Origin of the sequence: Rhodococcus sp. NPDC057135 (assembly GCF_042670865.1) — a bacterium.
GTDB lineage: Bacteria > Actinomycetota > Actinomycetes > Mycobacteriales > Mycobacteriaceae > Rhodococcus_F.
Window position 1 is genome coordinate 77,016 of the sequence record NZ_JBHUUU010000002.1, and the last position, 20,899, is coordinate 97,914.

The window sequence follows — 20,899 nt, forward strand, 5'->3', positions numbered from 1 at the left end:
AATGGCAGGCGTAGTTCGTTGAGTGAGAATTGGACCGGGCAGAGCTTCGAGGTCGATCTGGGCAACCCCGGCCACGGCGGGTTCGTCGTCGCCCGCCACGAGGGGCGCGTCGTCTTCGTCCGTCACGGTTTGCCGGGGGAGCGGGCGCTCGTCCGGGTGACCGAGGACAAAGGTGGATCCTTCTGCCGCGCCGACGCTATTTCCGTTCTCGACGCATCTCCGCATCGCATCGATCCGACCTGCCCGATCTCCGGGCCGGGCGGGGCAGGCTGCTGCGACTACTCGCATGCGGACCTGAGCGTCCAACGTGAGATGAAGACCTCGGTCGTGCGGGAACAGCTTCTGCGACTCGCTCGCGTCGAATCCGACGTCGAGGTGGAGGAGCTGCCCGGAACCGGAGACGGAACGGGCTGGCGCACGCGAGTCCGGTTGGCGGTGGACGGGCACGGTGTCGCGGGATACCACGCGTACCGCAGCAACCGGATCGTCACCGATCTGCAGTGCACCCAGATCGATCAGAGCGCGTACGACGGTCTGGGCGGCCCGCAATGGCAGCCGGGCAGTGAGCTGCAAGTCGTTCTCGACGCTGCCGGTGAGCGGCACGTCGTGGAAATCGCCGCTCCCGCGGTGTCCAAGACGGGTCGACGGACTCCTGGCCGCCGGGGGGCGATGGCACGCCGAGCGGCAAGCGGCGGTCCACGAAAGACCCGCGTCGCCATCGGGTCGGAGACGGTGATCGAGCGCGTCGGGAATCGCGAATGGGCGTTGTCTGCGACCGGTTTCTGGCAGGCACATCGCGGCGCTGCGGCCGCGTACTCACAGGTGGTCGGAGAGTGGGCCGGAGCCGCTGCCGACGACACGGCCTGGGATCTCTACGGCGGCGTCGGCGTCTTCGCAGCTGTGCTCGCCGACCTTGTCGGTCCGTCCGGGGTCGTGGAGTCAGTCGAATCTTCGGCGCGCGCGGTTGCTGACGGGCGGGCAGCGCTCTCGGATCTCGGTCAGGTCCGCTTCCACAGTGCCCGGGTCGAGAACGTTCTCGCGGATCTGGAGCGTTCGCCTGCCGTCATCGTGCTGGATCCACCACGGGCGGGGGCGGGCCGTCCGGTGGTGGAAGCGCTCGCCGCAACGGGCGTCGAACGGATCGTCCACATCGGGTGCGACCCGGCGTCGTTCGGCCGCGATATCGGTCTCTACCTGGAGCAGGGCTTCGCAGTCGGCGGACTTCGGGCGTTCGACGCCTTCCCACAGACTCACCACATGGAGTGCATCGCGCTGCTCGAACGCTGACGCGTGGCGAAATCTTTCCCTTTTTCGGTGTGACGCTTCTCGCGTTCCCAACAGTTGCTTGCATTACGCAACTAATCGTATAGTTTCGTTCTGCAAGTAGTTTTCCGTTTTCAAGTCAGGGCTCGTTCGGGCCACTCGAATTCAGGGGTAGGCAATGTCGGTACAGCCGGAGACGGCCCAGGCGCTCGTCGACACGATCTTCATGTTCGGGAGATCGCTACGAGCCGCGGTCACCACCGGTGCAGACAGCCTGCTGCCGCCCGCGCTGGTCAGCGTGTTGTTCATGCTGGCAGTGCGCGGGGAGTGCCGACAGAACGAATTGGCCGTCGATCTGTGTGTCAGTCAATCGTCGCTCAGTCGGCAAATGTCTGACCTGGTCGACGCGGGATATGTCGAGAGAAATCCCGATCCGGCTGACAAACGGGCGTTCCGAATCCGAGTATCGGAAGAGGGACACGACGTTTTACGGAAAACCACGCAGCGGCGTGCGGCGCGTTTGCGCAACATGCTCGAAGACTGGAGCCAGGAAGAGGCCATGGCCGCAGTGACATCGCTTCAACGTCTCAACGAGACGTTCGGCGCATCGAATCGGCAGGCCTCACCGGCAGCTTCGCACACGGGCGTAGAAAGTATTGGGAGATAAGGCACATGGCAGCAACAGTTGGAGAAACCCGGGCAAGTACCGGAGGTGACGGATCGCCCCGCGAAGCGGGCGCGATGACTCACCGCGAAATCCTCGAAGCACTCACCGGACTCATCGCAGCGCTGTTCACCGCGCTGCTCAGCAGCACCATCGTTTCGACCGCGCTTCCCACGATCATCGGCGAACTGCACGGAACGCAGACGCAGTACGCGTGGATCATCACCACGGCGCTGCTCGCCACTGCGGCATCGACGCCGATCTGGGGCAAGCTGGCCGACCTCTACAACAAGAAGGTCCTGGTCCAGACCGCGATCGTCATCTTCGTGATCGGCTCGGTCATCGCCGGCGCCGCACACAACGTTCCTTTGCTGCTCGGTGCTCGCGTCATCCAGGGCATCGGTATGGGCGGCCTGACCGCTCTCGTCGTAGCCATCATCGGCACGATCATCCCGCCGCGTGATCGCGGTCGTTACTCCGGATATATGGGTGCGGCCATGGCCGTCTCGATGTCCGGCGGACCGATCCTCGGCGGCGTCCTCGTGGACACTGCCGGCTGGCGCTGGTGCTTCTACGTGTGCGTTCCGTTGGCAGTCATCGCACTGTTCCTGCTTCAGCGCACCCTGCACGTCGAGACCGTGAAGAAGGACAACGTCTCCATCGACTGGATGGGCGCCACCCTGCTCACCGCCGGTGTCAGCGTCCTCCTGATCTGGGTTTCGTTTGCCGGCCAGGACGACTACTACGCCTGGTTCTCGAAAGAGTCGGCCTACTTCGTCATCGGTGGTCTGGCCCTGCTCGGCCTGACGATGTTCGTCGAATCCAAGGTCAAGGACCCCATTCTGCCGATCAAGATCATCACCGAGCGCACCACTGCTCTCGCGATCATCGCTTCGATTGCCGTGGGTGTCGGCCTCTTCGGTGCAACGACCTTCCTGACGCAGTACTTCCAGACCGCACGTGGATTCGATCCCACCGAAGCCGGATTGCTCACCATCCCGATGGTGGCAGGCATGCTCGTCGCGTCCGTCGGCTCGGGACAGCTGATCACGAAGTTCGGTCAGTGGAAGCCCTTCATCGTCGCCGGCGCTGTTCTCCTGCTGGTCGGGTTCGGTCTGCTGTCGACGATCGACCACGCCACCAGCCTCTGGACCATCGGAATCTTCATCGCCATCGTCGGTCTGGGAACCGGCATGTTGATGCAGAACATCGTGCTTGCGGTGCAGAACACGGTCAGCGTCGAGAACATCGGCGCGGCCAGCAGTATCGTGGCGTTCTTCCGAACCTTCGGCGGCGCGATCGGCGTTTCGGTGCTCGGTTCGATTCTCGCGACCCGCGTCAAGACACTGACAGTCGATTCGGTCTCCACCTTGCCGCCCGAGCAGCAGGCGGTAGCCGGAAAGAGCCTGCAGGACGGACTCGACCTGAGCAACATGCCTGACTTCGTCTCGCAGATCGTTCGGTTCGCTTACGGCGACGCAACAGGACGGATCTTCCTGGTCGCAGCCGTCGTCGCGGTGGTCACGCTCGTTTCGGTCATCTTCATCCCGAACCGTCCGCTACGCACCACGATCGACATCGCGACTCCCGATGCAGAGCAGAAGTTCGAGGAAGAGCGCGAAGAGAAGAACCTCACTCGCTGATCCTCACACCCGGCTGATCTTTCTTCAGGCCGCGTCTTCTGAAAGTTCGCTCACGCCATAGCCCATCGAACGCGGACCGAGATCGATTCCTCGATCTCTCCGCGTTCGACGGGTATCGGGGCCGAATCCGCTTTCATCGCCGCGACACGTCCGCGCATCGGCACGACCTGGTCGAAGTCCTCGAGCACCTCGAGGACTTCGACCAGATCTTTGTCTGCCAGGTCTGCGAACTGCCTCGCCTTCGATTCGGCTGCCGTCCATGCCAACTCGCGTGCCTTTGTCGCCAGGTCGCTGCGGTCGTCGAGATCGAACTCCAGTCCGTCGAGTCGGATGGCATCGCCGCCCGCGGATACACACGCCGCGATGACGGCGGCGGGGGAGTTCGCTGCGTCCGGTTCCAATTCACGCAGTACGACTCGAAAAGTTGTCGATGCGGTGAAACCTGTTGTCTCCTGCCGACCTCCGTCACTCCAATGGATTTGTGGATGCACGCTCAGTCCGGCGGTGGTGAGGTCTGCTCCGTGTACACCGCGCGCGTGCAGGGTCTCGGTCAGAGCAGTGGACAGGCGGGCGACGGCATCGAATGCGTCGGAAACGGCTGTCTGCGTCACCGATACTCCGATCGTCAACCGCACGATGTCGGGAACAGCTGTTGCAGTGGCGGTTCCGGTCACCGTGACAGTGGACGGCTCCGAGGTGAGGGCGGTGGTCGGCATGTGTACGTCCTATCCGATTCGTCCGGCGGAGATGACACTCCGCAACATCAGGTCCAATTGCTCGTAGGCACCCGCCGCAAGTCGTTCGAGAAGCGCAAGTTTCAGTTCGGGCGCCTGCGCGGTCAGTTCTGCATATCGCTCCGGTGTCAGTACGGCCACGGTGACCGTCGAATCGGCGCGAATGTCGTTGAGGAAGGGGGTGTCGAGGAACATCGTCATCTCGCCGAACGTCATTCCGGCCGAAAGCGTCGTGATGCGGTGCTCGACGCCGTGTGCGTCGGTGAACATGGTGCTGACCTGGCCGCTGAGAATCAGATAGAACCCCGAGGCCGAATTACCTCGGCGGGCGATCTTCTCGCCGCGGGCATAGGTTCGCGTCTCCAACTCTGCCGAGAATCCCTCGATCTGTGCCGCGGACAGAGCATCGAGAACGGGATGGTCCTCGATCGAGATCGTCGACGCCTGTCGATCGGCTTCGCAGTGCACCGCAAGCAACGTGTCTTCGCACCACTGCATCGCGGAATCGAGGTCCGCAAAAACGCGGCCACTTCTTCTGGCGGGGTCGACGCTCGAACTCCGTTGTCCCAGTAGTCCTTGCGGATCGACGACCGCCACCGCACAGGCTTGTTCGGCCAGTTGGACTTGCAGCGCAGTGATCATGCGCACCGCGACGTCGCTGGCGTCGTCGACGCGGCGCACGTCGATGACGACAACTTCGAGGCCCTCGTCCACCGAGCCGATTTCGCGCACCGCCGATTCGGCACCGGTGAAGAGGAGATCGCCGTGCAGTTCGTAGACCCGGCTGCGCTTGCCGACGTCGTCGAGCACGGCCTGTTCGGTGGGGGTGCGTCGCACTCGCGACGGCGCTTCGATGACGCTGTACCGGGCGCGGATCGAAGAGCGTGACGCCCGCGTCACGTGGAGGAAGTGCAGTTCGAGTTCCTTCGACAGCGCCCGGGCAGCGGCAACCCCGCGAACACTGTTTCCGTGAACGTCGAGTCTGGGGGAGTACACCGCGATGCCGATCTGGCCGGGCAGAACGGCCAGGACCCCGCCGCCGACGCCGCTCTTGGCCGGCAATCCGACCTCTACCAGCCACTTGCCGGCGCCGTCGTACATTCCGCAGGTAGCCATGACGCTGAGGACCTGCTCGACGCCAGCGGGAGCCAGCGCGCGCTCGTGGGTGAGCGGATTGACACCGTTGTTCGCCATCGTCGCAGCCATCAGACTCAGATCGCGGCAGGTCACGTCGATCGAGCACTGACGGAAGTACAGGTCGACGGCCTCGTCGGGATTGCCGGTGATGACGTCGAAGGATCGCAGCATGTGGCCGATGGCGCGATTGCGGTGGCCGGTACGGGCTTCCGAGGTGTACACCGATTCGTTGAAGGCCAGGTCGCGGCCTGCATATCGCGAGTACGCGGAGCGAATGCGTTCGAAGCGGGCCTCGGGATTCGGGCCGGCGACCAGTGACGCAGCGGTGATCGCTCCGGCATTGATCATGGGGTTTCGCGGACGTTCGGTGAGCGGGTCGAGGCTGATTTCGTTGAACGGCTCGCCGGACGGTTCGACGTCGATCTTTGCGGCAACCGTCTCACTCCCACGATCGGCGAGCGCCAGGGCGTAGGTGAACGGTTTCGAAATCGACTGAATGGTGAACGGGATTCGTGAGTCGCCGATCTCGTACACGTAGCCGTCGACTGTGGCGATGCAGATTCCGAACGAATCGGGGGCGACGGCCGCGAGTTCGGGGATGTAGTCGGCCAACTCGCCCTCGTCGAGTGATCGGACTTCGTCGAATACTCGCGCTATCAGGTCGTCGACCACAGTTCCCATACGTCGACCTTAAGCTGACATGGCGGTCGTTTTGTGGAACAAGAGTCGCCGAGTCGATTGCGACCGATCCCATTTGTCTGTGATTGCGATCACGAGCGATCCGCGGGATTTCGCTGTTACGCGAAGTCACACCGGAATCGGGCCGAGTCCGCGTGTCGGTTCGCCGGAACGCTCCGTAGACTGGCAGCACTGTCGCGAAGACAGCCGCGGCGCGCACCGGTGCAGCTGTGAAGCACGGAGGGAGCGATCTCGTTGGGTGTTCTTGCCCGCATTCAGGGTCCTGACGATCTACGTCAGTTGAGCCACGCCGAGATGACGGAGTTGGCCGACGAGATTCGTGAGTTCCTCGTGCTGAAGGTCGCTGCGTCTGGTGGTCACCTCGGGCCCAACTTGGGTGTCGTGGAATTGACCCTCGCATTGCACCGAATTTTCGACTCGCCGCAGGACGCGATCATTTTCGACACGGGCCATCAGGCCTATGTTCACAAGATCCTGACCGGTCGTCAGGATCAGTTCGACACGCTGCGCAAGCAGGGCGGACTGTCGGGATATCCGTGCCGCGCCGAGAGCGAACACGACTGGGTCGAGTCCTCTCATGCTTCCGCCGCGTTGTCCTATGCCGACGGCCTCGCGAAGGCCTTCGCGCTGACGGGTCAGAATCGCCACGTTGTTGCCGTCGTCGGTGACGGCGCCCTGACCGGCGGAATGTGTTGGGAAGCGCTCAACAACATCGCAGCCGGCAAAGATCGTTCGGTGGTGATCGTCGTCAACGACAACGGTCGCTCGTACGCACCGACCATCGGCGGCCTTGCCGACCATCTCTCGGCACTGCGCACCGCACCGAGTTACGAGCGCGCCCTCGACAGTGGCCGACGCATGGTCAAGAAGTTGCCCTGGGTCGGGCGTACTGCATACTCCGTCCTGCATGGGATGAAGGCCGGTCTCAAGGACGCGGTCAGTCCTCAGGTGATGTTCACCGATCTCGGTATCAAGTACCTCGGACCGGTCGACGGTCACGACGAAGCTGCCATGGAATCGGCGTTGCGCAGGGCGAAGGCCTACGGCGGACCCGTGATCGTTCACGCCGTCACCCGCAAGGGCAACGGTTACGCACACGCGGAAAACGACGTGGCCGATCAGATGCATGCCACCGGCGTCATCGATCCCGTCACCGGTCGCGGCACCAAGTCGTCAGCGCCGGACTGGACGTCGGTCTTCTCGGCCGCACTGATCGAGCAGGCTTCGCGTCGTGAGGACATCGTCGCCATCACTGCGGCCATGGCCGGCCCCACCGGGCTCGCGGCATTCGGTGAGAAGTTCCCCGACCGCATGTTCGACGTCGGAATCGCCGAGCAGCACGCGATGACCTCGGCCGCCGGCCTTGCATTGGGCGGACTGCACCCCGTGGTCGCTATCTACTCGACCTTCCTCAATCGAGCGTTCGACCAGTTGTTGATGGACGTCGCACTGCTCAAGCAACCGGTGACAATCGTGCTCGACCGCGCCGGTGTTACCGGAGTGGACGGCGCCAGCCACAACGGCGTCTGGGATCTTTCGCTGCTCGGAATCATCCCCGGGATTCGCGTCGCGGCACCGCGTGACGCCGACACACTGCGTGAAGAACTGGACGAAGCACTCCTCGTCGACGACGGACCAACTGTTGTTCGCTTCCCGAAGGGCGCTGTACCCGAAGCTATTCCGGCAGTGAAGCGACTCGACGGAATGGTCGACGTTCTCAAGGTCAGCGAGGGCGAGCGCGGCGACGTGCTGCTCGTCGCGGTGGGTCCGTTTGCCTCCTTGGCGCTCGAGATCGCCGATCGACTCGACAAGCAGGGCATCTCGGTTGCCGTCGTTGATCCGCGTTGGGTTCTGCCGGTCGCGGATTCGCTGGTGAAGATGGCGGACAAGTACGCGCTCGTTGTCACCATCGAGGACGGCGGCCTACACGGCGGTATCGGTTCGACGGTCTCCGCTGCGATGCGCGCCGCCGGAGTTCACACCTCGTGCCGCGACATGGGCGTTCCCCAGCAGTTCCTCGATCATGCCAGCCGCGAGGCCATCCACAAGGAGCTTGGCCTGACGGCTCAGGACCTCTCCCGCAAGATCACCGGCTGGGTGGCAGGAATGGGCAGTGTCGGAGTCCACGTCCAGGAGGACGCGTCTTCGGCCTCGGCTCAGGGGGAAGTCGCACAAGGCTGACAGGTCGTCTACCGACAAATCTCGAAAAGCGGTGGCCCTCGGATCAATCCGAGGGCCACCGCTTTTCGGTGTGAAGGTGTGAAACCGGGAGAGCGCTATTGCACGGATTCGAGTGTGCTGCCTCGCGTTTCCTTCACGAACCTCAGGACGACGAACAGCGACAGTAGCGCCATGACTGCGTATCCGGCGTATGTGTACGACAGATTCCAATCGGCGAGTGCCGGGAACGTCCAGGACACCAGGAAGTTCGCGACCCAGTTGGTGGCGGTGGCGATTCCGACTGCAGCGGCGCGTACCCGGTTCGGGAACATTTCGGAGATCAGTACCCACACCACGGGACCCCAGGACAAAGCGAAGAAGAAGACGAACGCGTTGGCTCCGATGAGTGCGATCGTGGCGTTGGCGCCGGAAAGCGTCGCTACGGATTCACCGATCTCGTTCTTCGTCACTGTTGCCGAATGGAAACAGAATGCTGCGGTGCCCAGCGAGATGGCCATACCGACAGAGCCGACCAGGAGCAGTGGCTTCCGCCCGACGCGATCGATGACGGCGATGGCGACAAACGTACCGACGATGTTGACCAAGGCGCTCACGACGCTGATGAGCAGCGAGCGATCGGCTCCGAAACCAACCGCCTGCCACAGGGTGCTCGAGTAGTAGAAGATCACGTTGATGCCGACCAGCTGCTGCAGTGCGGCGAGTGCGATGCCGACCCAGACCAGATGGGATACGCCGAGCCGCTTCGAGAAGAGCTGACGCACCGTGGTTTTGGCCTGTTTCTCCGTCAGTGATTCGCGGATCTCGTTCATGCGCACGGTGACGGCGTCGTGATCTCCACCTTCGAGATCGGAGATGATCTTGCGCGCACGATCGTCCTTGCCCTGCGCCACCAGGAATCGTGGAGACTCCGGAATCGTGGTTGTCATGATCAGGTACAGGACTGCGGGAACGGCCTCGAGCATCAGCATCCACTGCCAGGCTTCGAGACCCGCGATCTGATTGCGATCGCCACCGGCCGCGGCTTGAAGTGCGTAGTTGACCAACTGCGATACAGCGATTCCGAGAACGATCGCCAACTGGTACATCGAACCGAGGCGACCGCGTATCGCGGCGGGGGAGATCTCCGCGATGTACGCCGGGGCGATGACGGACGCGAAGCCCACTGCCAGGCCGCCAACCACTCGCCAGAAGGTGAGGTCGTAGACGCTGAACGGAATTGCGGAACCGACGGCGCCGATGATGAACAGCACCGCGGCTATCTGCATGACGCGGATGCGGCCGAGGCGATCTGCGAGTGTGCCTGCGATCCAGGCGCCGAGTGCTGCGCCGAGCAGGGTCAGTGAGACCGTGAGCCCGGTGCCCGAGGCGCCGATGTCGTACTTGTCTCGGATCGCACCGACTGCCCCGTTGATGACGGCGGTGTCGTATCCGAACAGAAAACCACCGAGCGCGGCGGCGCCGGCGAAGAGCACTGCATGTCCGACGTCGGCGCGAGTAGCGCCGGATCCACCGCCGGCGGCGGTTCCGCTGAATGCCATTCCTGCCCCCTCAAAAGGCCCTACGGTCGACACCCCGATGCGTCGATCCATCCGCGAGCACTCTGCACGCTACGCCCACCGGGGCAGATTTGGCGGGGACTCACGCGCCGTTATCCAGCTGAGTCCATTCCGTGGTCGAATCAACCGGTCGCAGAGATGAAGTATTGATTACAGTGGTCATGCAAACAATAAGATCGATGCAGGTGAGGGCGGTTTACTTGCCCGTGAGACGCTCGGCTTTTGTCGCGATGTCCTCGAGATCCTTGGCCATGAATTTCCGGGTCACCCGCGCGCCCAATCGACCGAATACTGCTGTGAAGATCTTCGAGATGCGTGAGGTGGATTCGGATTCACCGGAGAAATACATCTCGAGGATCGTGCCTGTGGCGTCAGGCTTCAGAGTGAACCCACTCGTGTAGTTCATGCCGTGGGAGTTGGCTTTGACGACCGTGCGGGTGAGAGCCTCGACCTCGGTGACCCACATGTCCTCGGTTGCTTCCTTGCCCATCATCTTCCGCGTTTCACGCCACTTGGTGCCGACGGCGTATCCCTCTCCGGCAAGACGTTCGATCCGGATCACGCCGGAAAGGGTGTCGGCAGCATTGTCGAGGTCCGTGAGGACCTGCCACACGGTATCGACCGGTGCGTTGACGTCTCTGGTCACGGAGATCGAAAGTTCAGCCATGCAGGTGAGCATAAAGACCGTGACCGACACTGCATCTTTTCTAGGCCGAGGCGCGCTTTGCGGCTTCGCTCAACGTCGGTGTGATCTGGCCGAGGACCCACGGCGTGCTGAGGACGTTGACGTTGCTCAGTCCGCCGATGACGCGGGTGTCGCTGAGGAAGGCGGTAGATCCGCGCTTGACCGCGTCGAGCCCGCCGACTGCAGGGATGCCGGAAGGATCGCCGGAGCCGTCGGTGAAGCCGACGATCACATCGGCGTCGATGTCGGCGATGTTCTCGTAGGAGATCGTCTTGAAGAAGGTTCCGCCTGCGTTGTCCGCCGCGAGCTTCTCGACGCCGGGCGCATTGACGAATCCGAGTTCCGTCAGCACCTGGACACGCGGATCGGTGGGCAGGTAGACGTTGATGTTGCTCGAATCGGTGTCGAAGTTGACCACTGCCAGCGTCTTTCCGGCGAACTCCGGGTGGGCTGCGGCGGTATCGGCGAGAGTTGCGTCGAGGCCGTCGACGAGCTTGTCGGCCTCTTCGCTCTTACCGACGGCCTTGCCGACGATTCGGGTCTGGTCCTGCCAGGTCGTCTGCCACGCTGCGCCGGGGTAGGCAGCCGTCGGTGCGATCTTGCTCAGCTGGTTGTAGACGGACTCCTCGAAGCCCTCGTACGGCGCCAGGATCGCGTCCGGTGTCAATGACGCAATGGTCTCGACCGGCGGCTCGCCGCTCGCCGGCATGTCGAAGAGTGCGGTCTTGTCCGCGTCGAAGTAGTCCTGCGCCCACGGCATGACGCCGTTGTCGTCCGCGCCGTAGGTGTACTTGGGCTGGCCGACCGGAGTGAGATCGAGTGCGTACAGGATGTCTTGTGCGTTCCAGCCGAGGGTGACGAGCCGTTCGGGCTTGGATTCGATCGTCGTCGTGCCGAAGGTGTTCGCGATACTGACGGGGAATCCGTCCGTACCTTGTGATGCTGTCGAGGTGTCCGAATCAGAGGAGCACGAGACGAGGGTGGTGACTGCAATCGCAGCTGCACCGAGGGCGGCGAGGCCCCGAACAGAAGTTTTCATGAAGGGCAGCCTAACCTACTGCTATTTGGCGGCCAAACGAAACCGTTCGTGCCGTTTATGTAGGTAGGACTCAGATGTGCACTGCGTTTCGTCGCCCGGAATTTCGGTGCGCGATACTTTCCTCGTGCGATCACAGCAGAAGATTCTCAGCGCCGCCCTAGGCCTGATCGAAGGCGGTGGGTTCGAAGCTGTGAATATCGCTGCGGTGGCCACGGCGGCGGGCGTCTCACGTCAGACCGTCTACTCGAACTTCGGAACGCGCGAAGAGGTTGTCTCCCAGGCGATGGGCGGCCTTGCGATCGAGGTCCTCGGGGAGATCACGGCGCAGGTGGAGTCGGTTGCCACTGCGTGTGAGTATGTCGTGGAATTCATCGTTGCCGCGCGCACAGCGGTTCGCGCCCACCCGGTTCTGGCGACGCTGCTGCTTGCCGAGCGGGGAAACCCCGTCTTCGACCTCGAAATGATGAGTCGAGCAATACCTTTCGCTCGTCAGATGCTCGCTCCCATGGTCGAGCGTGGTCTCGCCACGGAGGCAGAGTTGGACGAGACGGTGGAAATCGCCGTGCGCCTGGGGCTTTCGGTTGTTGCTTTCGACAGTGAATTCGTCCATTCCGACGACTCCCTGCGGGCCTTTCTCGGGCGATGGCTTGGACCCGCGATGCGGTCGACCTCGTAGATCGTCGTTGCCGTCAATACCTTGACACTTCATTGCAAGAGTGTCTAGTTTTGGCGTGCCCGGAATTCTCTGGCGACATTCTTCGAGGGAGCACCAGTCATGTCCGGAGTCAAACGTAGATCGTTCTTGGCCGGCACGGCCGCCGTGGGAGTTGCAATGATGGCGCCACGCACTGCCAAGGCCGCAACCGGGATTCCGCTGACACGTGAAGAGCACCGCGTCGTGGTAATCGGCTCAGGTTTCGGGGGCGGCGTGACGGCTCTTCGCTTGGCTGAGGCCGGAGTTCCGGTCACCCTGCTGGAGAGAGGGATTCGGTGGCAGACGGGGCCGAATGCCGAAACTTTTCCGCATCCCGCACGTCCGGACAAGCGCATCCTCTGGCATCAGTCCAACCCGACCCTGTTCGGTAGGCCGGCGATCTTCGAGCCCTATGCAGGTTTGCTGGAGACAGTGACCGGTGAGAACATGACAGCGATCTGCGCTGCCGGTGTGGGCGGCGGATCGCTTGTGTACCAAGGGATGACGCTGCAGCCGGAAGCAGCGGTGTTCAACGCGCATTTCCCGGAAGAACTCGACTATGCACGAATGGACCGCGTCCACTACCCGCGGGTGGCACGGATGCTGCAACTGGAAACTGCACCCGAAGAACTGATCTCCAGTCCGAACTACGAGGCGGCACGCGTCTTCGCGCGCAACGCAACGCGTTCCGGTCTTCCGGTGTCGAAAATTCCGATGCCGATCGACTGGAACTTCGCGTTGGCCGAACTTCGGGGTGAGATGAAGCCGTCGTACACCAACGGTGACGGCGCACTCGGGGTCAACAACGGTGGCAAGCATTCGGTGGACGTCACCTACATTGCCGCTGCCGAAGCGACCGGATTGGTGAACGTGGAGACCTTGCACCAGGTCACCGACGTCGAACGGGCAGCTGACGGGCGGTGGCGCGTGTACGTGGACCGGACCGATATTGCCGGCACGGTTCTCGAGAACAAGATCTTGACGACGGATGCGCTCGTGATGGCTGCCGGCAGCATGAACACCACCAAACTCCTGGTCCGCGCCGCGGCAACGGGGCGGATCACCGACCTGCCGGACGAGCTCGGCGCGGGGTGGGGGACCAATGCCGACCGGATCTACATCTGGTCGGATCTCGCCGAGAACTTCGGTGCCACCCAGGGCGGGCCTGTTGTCTACGGCAGCCGAAACTGGGAGGACCCGCACAACGCGTTCACCGTCATACAGGCGTCGTTCCCGCCGGTGGCGTTCGACGCTCGCAGTACGGTGATGGTCGGATTCGGTGTGAGCCGCGACCGCGGTCGGTTCGTGTACGACTCGGCGCGGGGTGAGGCGGTGCTCCGTTGGCCGAAGGACGGGGATTCGGCGATCCAGCAAGGCCACATCGGGCCGGCGGCCCACCGGATCGCGGCAGGCGGTCTACTCACTGACACGAACGCGATACTGCCGTCCACGTGGCATCCCCTCGGCGGTGCCTGCATGAACTCGGTGTGCGACCTCGACGGTCGAGTTCTCGGCCAGCGGGGGTTGTACGTGCTCGACGGTGCTCTGCTGCCGGGCAACTCCGCCGCGTGCAATCCATCGATGACCATCGCCGCAGTGGCGGAGCGCGCGCTCGAGAACATCGTGAAAGACGATGTGGGAAAACTCTTCTGAGCCTGCACAAACGTCACGGACGGCGTACCCGAGGGCACGCCGTCCGTGACGGGTCTATCGACTTTCTCAGACGCTGGCAACACCGGGCGCGAGGAAGCGCTTGCCGTTGACAGCCTCGGAGGTACCGGTGCGGTCCAGGTACGGCGTGATGCCGCCGTTCCAGAATCCGAATCCGCCGCCGAGCAGCAGGCAGAGGTCGATGTCCTCGGCCGCCGCTACGACGCCCTCGTCGAGCATGATCTGAATTTCCTCGGCGAACGCGCGACGTGTGCGCTCGAGGACCTCTTCCGAAGTGGACGCCTTGTCACCCTGCGGCCACAGTGCGGCGACCTCGGGGTCGACGGCCTGACCGTTCTCGCCCCAGGTCCACACGCCGGGCTTGCGGGCCTCGACGAGTGCTTCGAGTCCGGGTGAGCTCTTGAACCGGTCCGGGTACGACTCCTGCAGGGTCTCGCCGGTGTGCAGTGCCACGGCGGGTCCGACGAGGGCCAGCAGCGTGAACGGCGACATCGGCATACCGAGTTCGGCGATGGCATTGTCTGCGACGTCGAAGGGGGTGCCTTCGTCGACGGCGGACATGACCTCACCCAAGGTGCGGGTGACGAGGCGGTTGAAGACGAATCCGGCCTTGTCGCCGCAGAGGACGGCAGACTTCTTCAGCGACTTCGCGGTGGCGAAAGCCGTTGCGAGAGTAGCGTCGTCGGTCTTTTCGCCCTTGATGATCTCGAGGAGGGGAAGAACGGCCACCGGGTTGAAGAAGTGGAAGCCCACCACACGCTCGGGGTGCTCGAGCCCGGACGCCATCTCCGTGATGGAGAGCGAGGAGGTGTTGGTCGCGAGGATGGTCTCGGGAGCGATGAACTGCTCGAGTTCCGCGAAGACCTTCTTCTTGACGTCCATGTTCTCGAAGACGGCTTCGATGACGAAGTCGGTCTTGGCGAACGCGGCCTTGTCGAGCGAGCCGGAAACGAGTGCCTTGAGGCGGTTCGCGGCGTCGGGGGACAGGCGTCCCTTGCCCTGGAGCTTCTCGATCTCGGTGTGGACGTAGCCGACACCCTTGTCGATGCGCTCCTGGTCGATGTCGGTCAGGATGACCGGCACCTTGAGCTGGCGGACGAAGAGCAGCGCGAGCTGGCTGGCCATGAGGCCGGCACCGACGATGCCGACGCCGCTGACCTTACGAGCGAGTGAGCGATCGGGTGCTCCGGCGGGACGCTTGGCGCGCTTGTTCACCAGATCGAAGGCGTACAGACCAGCCCGGAGCTCGTCCGTCAGCAGAAGATCGGCAAGAGCCTCGTCCTCGGCCGCGAAGCCCTTGTCGAGCGAAGCGGCATCGGTGATGTCGGTGCTGCGAGCCAGTTCGAGCAGCTCGACGGCCTTGACGGCGCCGGGTGCATTGCCCTTGGTCTTGCCGTCGACGATCGCCTTCGCGCGGGCGATCGCGTCGTCCCAGCCCTGGCCACGATCGATCTCCGGGCGAGCGGGGGTGACGGTGCCGGCGAGGACCTGCGACGCCCAGGCGAGGGACTGCTCGATGAAGTCGGCGGAGTCGAGAACGACGTCGACGACGCCGAGTTCGAGTGCCTTCTTGGGGGAGAGCACCTTGTTCTGGTTCAGCGAGTTCTCGATCACCACGGTGACTGCGTTGGACGGGCCGACCAGGTTGGGGAGCAGCTGCGTTCCGCCCCAACCGGGGACCAGACCGAGGAATGCTTCCGGAAGCCCCAGCGCGCCCGCGTTGGCGGCAACCGTGCGGTAGTGGCTGTGCAGGCCTACTTCGAGGCCGCCGCCCAGGGCGACGCCGTTGATGAAGGCGAACGTGGGAACGGCGGACTCACGGAGGCGTCGGAACACCTTGTGGCCCAAGCGGCCCAGCTCGAGCCCCTGCTCACGCGAGGTGATCGCGGGAACACCCTTGAGGTCCGCGCCGGCGGCGAAGATGAAGGGCTTGCCGGTGACCGCGACGGCTACCGGGTTGGCGGCAAAGGCTTCGTCGAGGGCAGCGTCGAATGCTGCGAGTCCGCCGGGACCGAAGGACGACGGCTTGGTGTGGTCGAAGCCGTTGTCGAGGGTGATCAGTGCAAACGGGCCCTCGATACCGGGAACCGAGATGATCTTGGTGTAGGCGTTCGTGACGACCTCGTCGGCGAATGCTGTTGCAATATCAGACATTTAGTTGACTCCTGCCTGGTAGTCAGCGTGGTTCGGGTTCTCCCAGATGACGGTGCCGCCCATGCCGAGGCCGATGCACATGGTGGTCAAGCCGTAGCGCACGTCGGGGCGTGTCGCGAACTGGCGGGAGAGCTGCGTCATCAGGCGAACGCCCGAGGAAGCGAGGGGGTGGCCACACGCGATGGCGCCGCCCCACTGGTTGACGCGCGGGTCGTCGTCGGCGATTCCGTAGTGCTCGAGGAACGCGAGGACCTGAACGGCGAACGCCTCGTTGATCTCGAAGAGTCCGATGTCCTCGATCTTCAGGCCGGTACGGGCCAGGAGCTTCTCCGTGGCGGGAACCGGGCCGATGCCCATGACGGCGGGGTCGACGCCCTGGTAGGCGAACCCGACCATGCGCATGCCGACCGGCAGGCCGAGCTCTGCTGCGGTGTCCTCACCGGCGAGCAGGGCGGCGGTGGCGCCGTCGTTGAGTCCGGCGGCGTTACCGGCGGTGATGCGTCCGGCCGGGCGGAACGGCGTCTTGAGCTTCGCGAGATCTTCGACGGTGGTTCCGGGGCGCGGCGGCTCGTCCTCGGTGGCCAGACCCCAGCCCGCGGAACTGCGAGTGGCGACGGGGACCAAGGTGTCGGCGATGAAGCCGGCCTTCTTGGCAGCCTCGTACTTGTTCTGGCTGTTGACGGCGTAGGCATCCGTGCGTTCCTTGGTGATGGTCGGGAACCGGTCGTGCAGGTTCTCGGCAGTGTTACCCATCACGAGGGCGCTCGGATCGACCAGGCGGTCGGCGAGGAAACGCGGGTTGGGGTCTGCGCCCTCACCCATCGGGTGGTGACCCATGTGCTCGACTCCACCGGCGATCACGACGTCGTACTGGCCGAAGCCGATACCCGACGCGGTGGTGGTGACGGCCGTCATCGCGCCGGCACACATGCGGTCGATGGCGAATCCGGGAACGGTTTCGGGGAGACCGGCGAGGATCGCAGCGGTACGGCCGATGGTCAGGCCCTGGTCACCGGTCTGCGTCGTGGCTGCGACGGCCACTTCGTCGATCCGCGCGGGATCGAGCTGCGGGTTACGACGAAGCAGCTCACGAATCGCCTTGACGACGAGATCGTCTGCGCGCGTGTCGGCGTACATGCCTTTCGGGCCGGCCTTGCCGAACGGGGTGCGAATGCCGTCGACGAAGACGACGTTGCGTTGGTTGTTTGTGGATGGAGCCACGCGAATTCCTCCTGATGGAGCTGCCCACCGCACCGAAGGGCGGTGAGACGTTGGTTCGGCGATCACGGCCAGGCGTCCGGCCTCGTATCGAGCGTACTACTGCCCATTACTGACCGGTAACTTAACGTGCCGAATTGCTCCAACCTCACACCGGGGTCAGGTCAGGATTCAAGCTCTTCCACTTCGGGCTCGGCCGGGACCACGGAGTTCAGTGCCTCGGCGAGGACGGGAACCGTCAAAGTGCGTTGCCAGCCACGTGCGCCACCGGAAGTGAGCTTGGTCTCGATTGCACTCTCGACTTCGGCGATGTCCGAGTCGGGTTCCAATTTCCAGTCCCAGCACAGGCGCCTGACCAGGTCGGGTTGGAGCAGGTTTTCCACCGGTACCGAAACCTCTTTGCTCAGGTCCGACAGTGCTGCGCGCGCCGCCGTCAACCGGTCGGCAGCGGCTGGATCCTGTCGAGCCCAGCGACCGGCGGCGGGGGGCCCGACGATCGGCGGGGTCTTCGGCGGAAGCTCACTGTCGGGGAGCCTGCGCGCCGCTTCGAGTGCATCCATCCAAATACGCGAATAACGGCGTTGACGTGGTCCTCCGAAGACGGGAAGGGAGCGGAGCGCGTCCAACGACTGAGGGTCTTTGAGAGCGGCATCGATGATCGCGGAGTCGGGAAGTACCCGGCTCGGCGACACGTCGCGTTTGCGTGCGAGATCCTCACGGGCCTGCCACAGTGCCCGCACCGCCGCCAACTGACGGGTGGTCTTGAGTGAGGTGATGTGCGACGTACGACGCCAACGGTCGGGCTTGGGTTTGGGCGGGCCGGCCAGCCGGATGTACTCGAACTCTTCCTTCGCCCACTCGAGCTTGCCTTGGGATTCGAGTTCGGCCTCCATCGCGTCGCGCAGCTCGAGAAGCACTTCGACGTCGAGGGCGGCGTAGTTCAACCAGGCCTCCGGCAGTGGGCGCGTCGACCAGTCGGCAGCGCCGTGACCCTTGCGCAGTTCCACCCGCAGGGTTCGTTCGACTATCGCGGCCAGTCCGACTCGCTCGAAGCCCGCCAGTCGTCCGGCCAGTTCGGTGTCGAAGAGTTCTGCTGGTGTCAGGCCCAATTCGGCGAGGCCGGGGAGATCTTGATCCGCCGAGTGCAGAACCCATTGCAACGGGTTGATCGCCTCGGCCAACGGCTGTAGATCTTGCGCCGTCGGAATCGGATCGAGCAGGAACGATCCTGCGCCCTCGCGTCGGAGCTGGATCAGGTACGCCCGTGCCGAATAGCGGAATCCGGATGCCCGCTCGGCGTCGACGGCGAGCGGGCCGTGGCCGGAAGCCAGCGCGGCTGCGGCGGCTGCGACGCCGGCGGCAGTGGTGATGACTTCCGGAACTCCGTCACGAGGTACGAGCAGCGGAACTACGTCGGAGGTGGGCTCGGTCGCATCATCGGTGACTTCGGACATGGTCACTGACTCTACGTCGCAGTGGGGACAGTGGTTGTCACCTCAGCCTCGAACAGTTCGTCGAGAGCTGCCCCGAAACCTTGCGCGAGCTGGTCCAATTCGGGTGCCAGATCAGAGCAACTGACGATGCCGACGTCGAGTTTTCCGTCGAGCGACATCACCGTCACGTTGAGGCCCGCCCCGTGAAAGATCGGACCGAGCGGGAACATTCCTTTGATCTGCGCGCCCAGGAAATAGAGCGGGACCGGCGGCCCTGGCACGTTGGAGACCACCAGGTTGGACACGACGGGGTGACGTTCGGCAAGTTTGAGTGACGAGTACACGCGCATTGCAGCGCCGAACACTGCCGGCGATGCGAACTGCGACCAGTCTTGAAGCATGCTCGCCCCCAGTGCTTCGTTGTGGTTCTTCGAAGTGGCGTTGTAATCGCTGATCGCGTGCAGGCGTTCGACCGGATCGGCGATCTGGGTGCCGAGTTGCGTGAACATGCCCGAGATCTGGTTCGTACCCGGCCGATCGGATTTGCCGTGGACCGACACCGGCACCATGGCGACGAGGGAATCCTCCGGCAGCTCGTCCCGTTCTTCCAGATACTTACGCAACGCTCCGGCGCAGAGCGCGAGAACCACGTCGTTGACCTTCACGCCGTGACGGTCTTTGACGGCTTTGACCTTCGCGAGGTCGAGCTGGCTGAACGCGACGTTGCGGTGACCGGTGATAGCGCCGTTGAACGAGGTCCGCGGCGCGGTGAACGGCGCAGGCATGGCTTCACCCTTCCGTGCGCGCGTCACCCACTTGGGGAGCATGGCGATTCCGCCGGGAACCAATCGGGCAATTCGTGCGGGCCGTGCGATCACGGCCATGAGCCCACCGATCGCGATGTCCAGCGTTCCCGCGTCGCCCGCACCCTGAGCGTCGGGGTCCACCAGGGCCGGTGAATCCGGTTCGAGGCTGCACAGCTGAGCGAGGATGTTTGCGCCGGTTATGCCGTCAGCGGCGCTGTGATGGATCTTCGACATGACCGCGATCTGTCCGTCGGCGAGTCCCTCGATGACCCACATCTCCCACAGCGGACGCGACCGATCCAATGGCTGGCTGGCGATGTGCCCGGCAAGTTCCGCCAGTTCCGCGTGGGTGCCCGGCGCGGGGACCGAGGTCCGATGACAATGCCGCTCGATGTCGAAATCGTGATCGTCGACCCACACCGGGTAGTCGAGATTGAGGCGCGAATCCTTGAGTTTGCGCCGGAAGGTCGGCATGGTGGCCATCCGCGAGTCCAACTCGCGAAGCAGCTTCCGATAGTCGTAACCGCCCGGGATGGTCGTGGGGTCGAGCAGGACAAGTCCACAAACGTGCAATAGCTGGGTCGGTGTTTCCAAGTAGAGGAAGGTCGCGTCGAGTCCGCTGAGACGTTGCATGACTCATTTTAGAACAGGTTCTAGTATTTTTCCGGTGGAATGCTCAAACGAGTAGCGGAGTCAGTCGTTCTGCCGCGACAGCGTGGTTATCCCGGCGGGAGGAAGCCCCGCGGCATAGGCGAGAACTTCACAGAAAGCCTCGACGTGGTGAGCCAGTTCGGACGAAGTTGCAGTCCAGGACGCTCGTAGTTCGAGCTGATGGGCTCGGGGCGGCCCGGCAATGTCGCCGTAACGCACCGATGTCGTGGCCGTGACCGTACCGCCCAGGGCGACAAAAGGTTCCGGCCCCGCCTCCAATGCGTCCACCAGCCAACTCCAGGCTACTTCGGGAAGGAGTGGATCCGCGGCGACGGCTTCGTCGAGATCGGCCTGGATGTAGGCGACCAACCGCATGGTGCCGTTCCACGCCTCGTCGCCGTCCGGATCGAACAGCAGGATGAGGCGGCCGAAAGCGTCACCTTCGGATTGCTCTGCCACGACGTCGGAGTCCGGATGCAGTACCTCCGCCCCCACGGCGTGGCTGTACGGAGCGAGACGCTGCGGCGGACGGATGGGACCGACCTCTATCTCGGGCCGAACCCGCGCAGCGGTCATCGCCTCCACGGCGGCACGGAACTCGGCCGGGTCGGCTGTCGATCCGGATGTCGTCACAGGTCAGGACGTTAGTCGGGGATGCGGGCGGGTAGGTG

Annotated in this window: 16 protein-coding genes; 6 read left to right on the forward strand and 10 right to left on the reverse strand. The window is 63.8% G+C overall.

The genetic code is table 11. From position 1 onward, the window contains the following. The first annotated feature begins 18 nt into the window (after positions 1–18). The 3 genes from ACFT1A_RS03355 to ACFT1A_RS03365 all read left to right on the forward strand — a co-directional run bounded on the left by ACFT1A_RS03355 (position 19) and on the right by ACFT1A_RS03365 (position 3,570). The gene (locus ACFT1A_RS03355) at positions 19–1,287 is read left to right on the forward strand and encodes a class I SAM-dependent RNA methyltransferase (protein WP_378445828.1); all 1,269 of its coding nucleotides are present in this window, start codon (positions 19–21) and stop codon (positions 1,285–1,287) included. Positions 1,288–1,441: 154 nt separating this feature from the next. Continuing rightward, positions 1,442–1,930, forward strand: a complete 489-nt coding sequence (locus tag ACFT1A_RS03360; protein ID WP_378445829.1) for a MarR family winged helix-turn-helix transcriptional regulator — start codon at positions 1,442–1,444, stop codon at positions 1,928–1,930. 5 nt (positions 1,931–1,935) lie between these two features. Beyond that, positions 1,936–3,570, forward strand: coding sequence for an MDR family MFS transporter (locus tag ACFT1A_RS03365; protein ID WP_378445830.1), 1,635 nt, complete (start codon positions 1,936–1,938; stop codon positions 3,568–3,570). Positions 3,571–3,620: 50 nt separating this feature from the next. Here ACFT1A_RS03365 and ACFT1A_RS03370 read toward each other — a convergent pair whose 3' ends face one another. After that, entirely contained in the window at positions 3,621–4,286 is a 666-nt protein-coding gene (locus tag ACFT1A_RS03370; RefSeq protein ID WP_378445831.1) for an SIMPL domain-containing protein, read from the reverse strand. Positions 4,287–4,295: 9 nt separating this feature from the next. Further along, on the reverse strand, positions 4,296–6,122 hold the full coding sequence (glsA, locus tag ACFT1A_RS03375; protein WP_378445832.1) for a glutaminase A: 1,827 nt from the start codon (positions 6,120–6,122) through the stop codon (positions 4,296–4,298). A gap of 252 nt (positions 6,123–6,374) precedes the next feature. Between glsA and dxs the strand changes: the two genes are divergently transcribed. Further along, entirely contained in the window at positions 6,375–8,321 is a 1,947-nt protein-coding gene (gene dxs / locus ACFT1A_RS03380) for a 1-deoxy-D-xylulose-5-phosphate synthase (RefSeq protein WP_378445833.1), read from the forward strand. A 95-nt stretch (positions 8,322–8,416) separates the two neighbouring features. Here the strand turns inward: dxs and ACFT1A_RS03385 are convergent, their stop codons facing one another. From ACFT1A_RS03385 to ACFT1A_RS03395, 3 genes are all read right to left on the reverse strand, one after another. Then, a complete protein-coding gene (locus tag ACFT1A_RS03385; RefSeq protein ID WP_378445834.1) occupies positions 8,417–9,859 on the reverse strand; it encodes a sugar porter family MFS transporter in 1,443 nt (480 codons plus the stop codon). A gap of 214 nt (positions 9,860–10,073) precedes the next feature. Then, on the reverse strand, positions 10,074–10,544 hold the full coding sequence (locus ACFT1A_RS03390) for an SRPBCC family protein (RefSeq protein WP_378445835.1): 471 nt from the start codon (positions 10,542–10,544) through the stop codon (positions 10,074–10,076). A 40-nt stretch (positions 10,545–10,584) separates the two neighbouring features. Beyond that, the gene (locus tag ACFT1A_RS03395; protein WP_378445836.1) at positions 10,585–11,601 is read right to left on the reverse strand and encodes an iron-siderophore ABC transporter substrate-binding protein; all 1,017 of its coding nucleotides are present in this window, start codon (positions 11,599–11,601) and stop codon (positions 10,585–10,587) included. A gap of 124 nt (positions 11,602–11,725) precedes the next feature. On the opposite strand from ACFT1A_RS03395, the gene ACFT1A_RS03400 reads away from it, so the two are divergent. Further along, a complete protein-coding gene (locus ACFT1A_RS03400; protein ID WP_378445837.1) occupies positions 11,726–12,277 on the forward strand; it encodes a TetR/AcrR family transcriptional regulator in 552 nt (183 codons plus the stop codon). A gap of 99 nt (positions 12,278–12,376) precedes the next feature. Beyond that, positions 12,377–13,948 (forward strand): GMC oxidoreductase, encoded by a 1,572-nt coding sequence (locus ACFT1A_RS03405; protein WP_378445838.1) that lies wholly within the window; start codon positions 12,377–12,379, stop codon positions 13,946–13,948. Positions 13,949–14,014: 66 nt separating this feature from the next. Here ACFT1A_RS03405 and ACFT1A_RS03410 read toward each other — a convergent pair whose 3' ends face one another. The 5 genes from ACFT1A_RS03410 to ACFT1A_RS03430 form a co-directional block, all read right to left on the reverse strand. Then, positions 14,015–16,120 carry a 3-hydroxyacyl-CoA dehydrogenase NAD-binding domain-containing protein gene (locus tag ACFT1A_RS03410; protein ID WP_378445839.1) on the reverse strand — a complete coding sequence of 702 codons (2,106 nt, stop codon included), beginning with the start codon at positions 16,118–16,120 and terminating at the stop codon, positions 14,015–14,017. After that, positions 16,121–17,341 (reverse strand): thiolase family protein, encoded by a 1,221-nt coding sequence (locus tag ACFT1A_RS03415; RefSeq protein WP_317553025.1) that lies wholly within the window; start codon positions 17,339–17,341, stop codon positions 16,121–16,123. A gap of 161 nt (positions 17,342–17,502) precedes the next feature. Further along, positions 17,503–18,792 carry an HRDC domain-containing protein gene (locus ACFT1A_RS03420; protein ID WP_378445840.1) on the reverse strand — a complete coding sequence of 430 codons (1,290 nt, stop codon included), beginning with the start codon at positions 18,790–18,792 and terminating at the stop codon, positions 17,503–17,505. An 11-nt stretch (positions 18,793–18,803) separates the two neighbouring features. Beyond that, a complete protein-coding gene (locus ACFT1A_RS03425; protein ID WP_378445841.1) occupies positions 18,804–20,210 on the reverse strand; it encodes a wax ester/triacylglycerol synthase family O-acyltransferase in 1,407 nt (468 codons plus the stop codon). Positions 20,211–20,270: 60 nt separating this feature from the next. Continuing rightward, positions 20,271–20,861 carry a DUF3000 domain-containing protein gene (locus ACFT1A_RS03430; RefSeq protein WP_003942604.1) on the reverse strand — a complete coding sequence of 197 codons (591 nt, stop codon included), beginning with the start codon at positions 20,859–20,861 and terminating at the stop codon, positions 20,271–20,273. Positions 20,862–20,899: the final 38 nt, after the last annotated feature.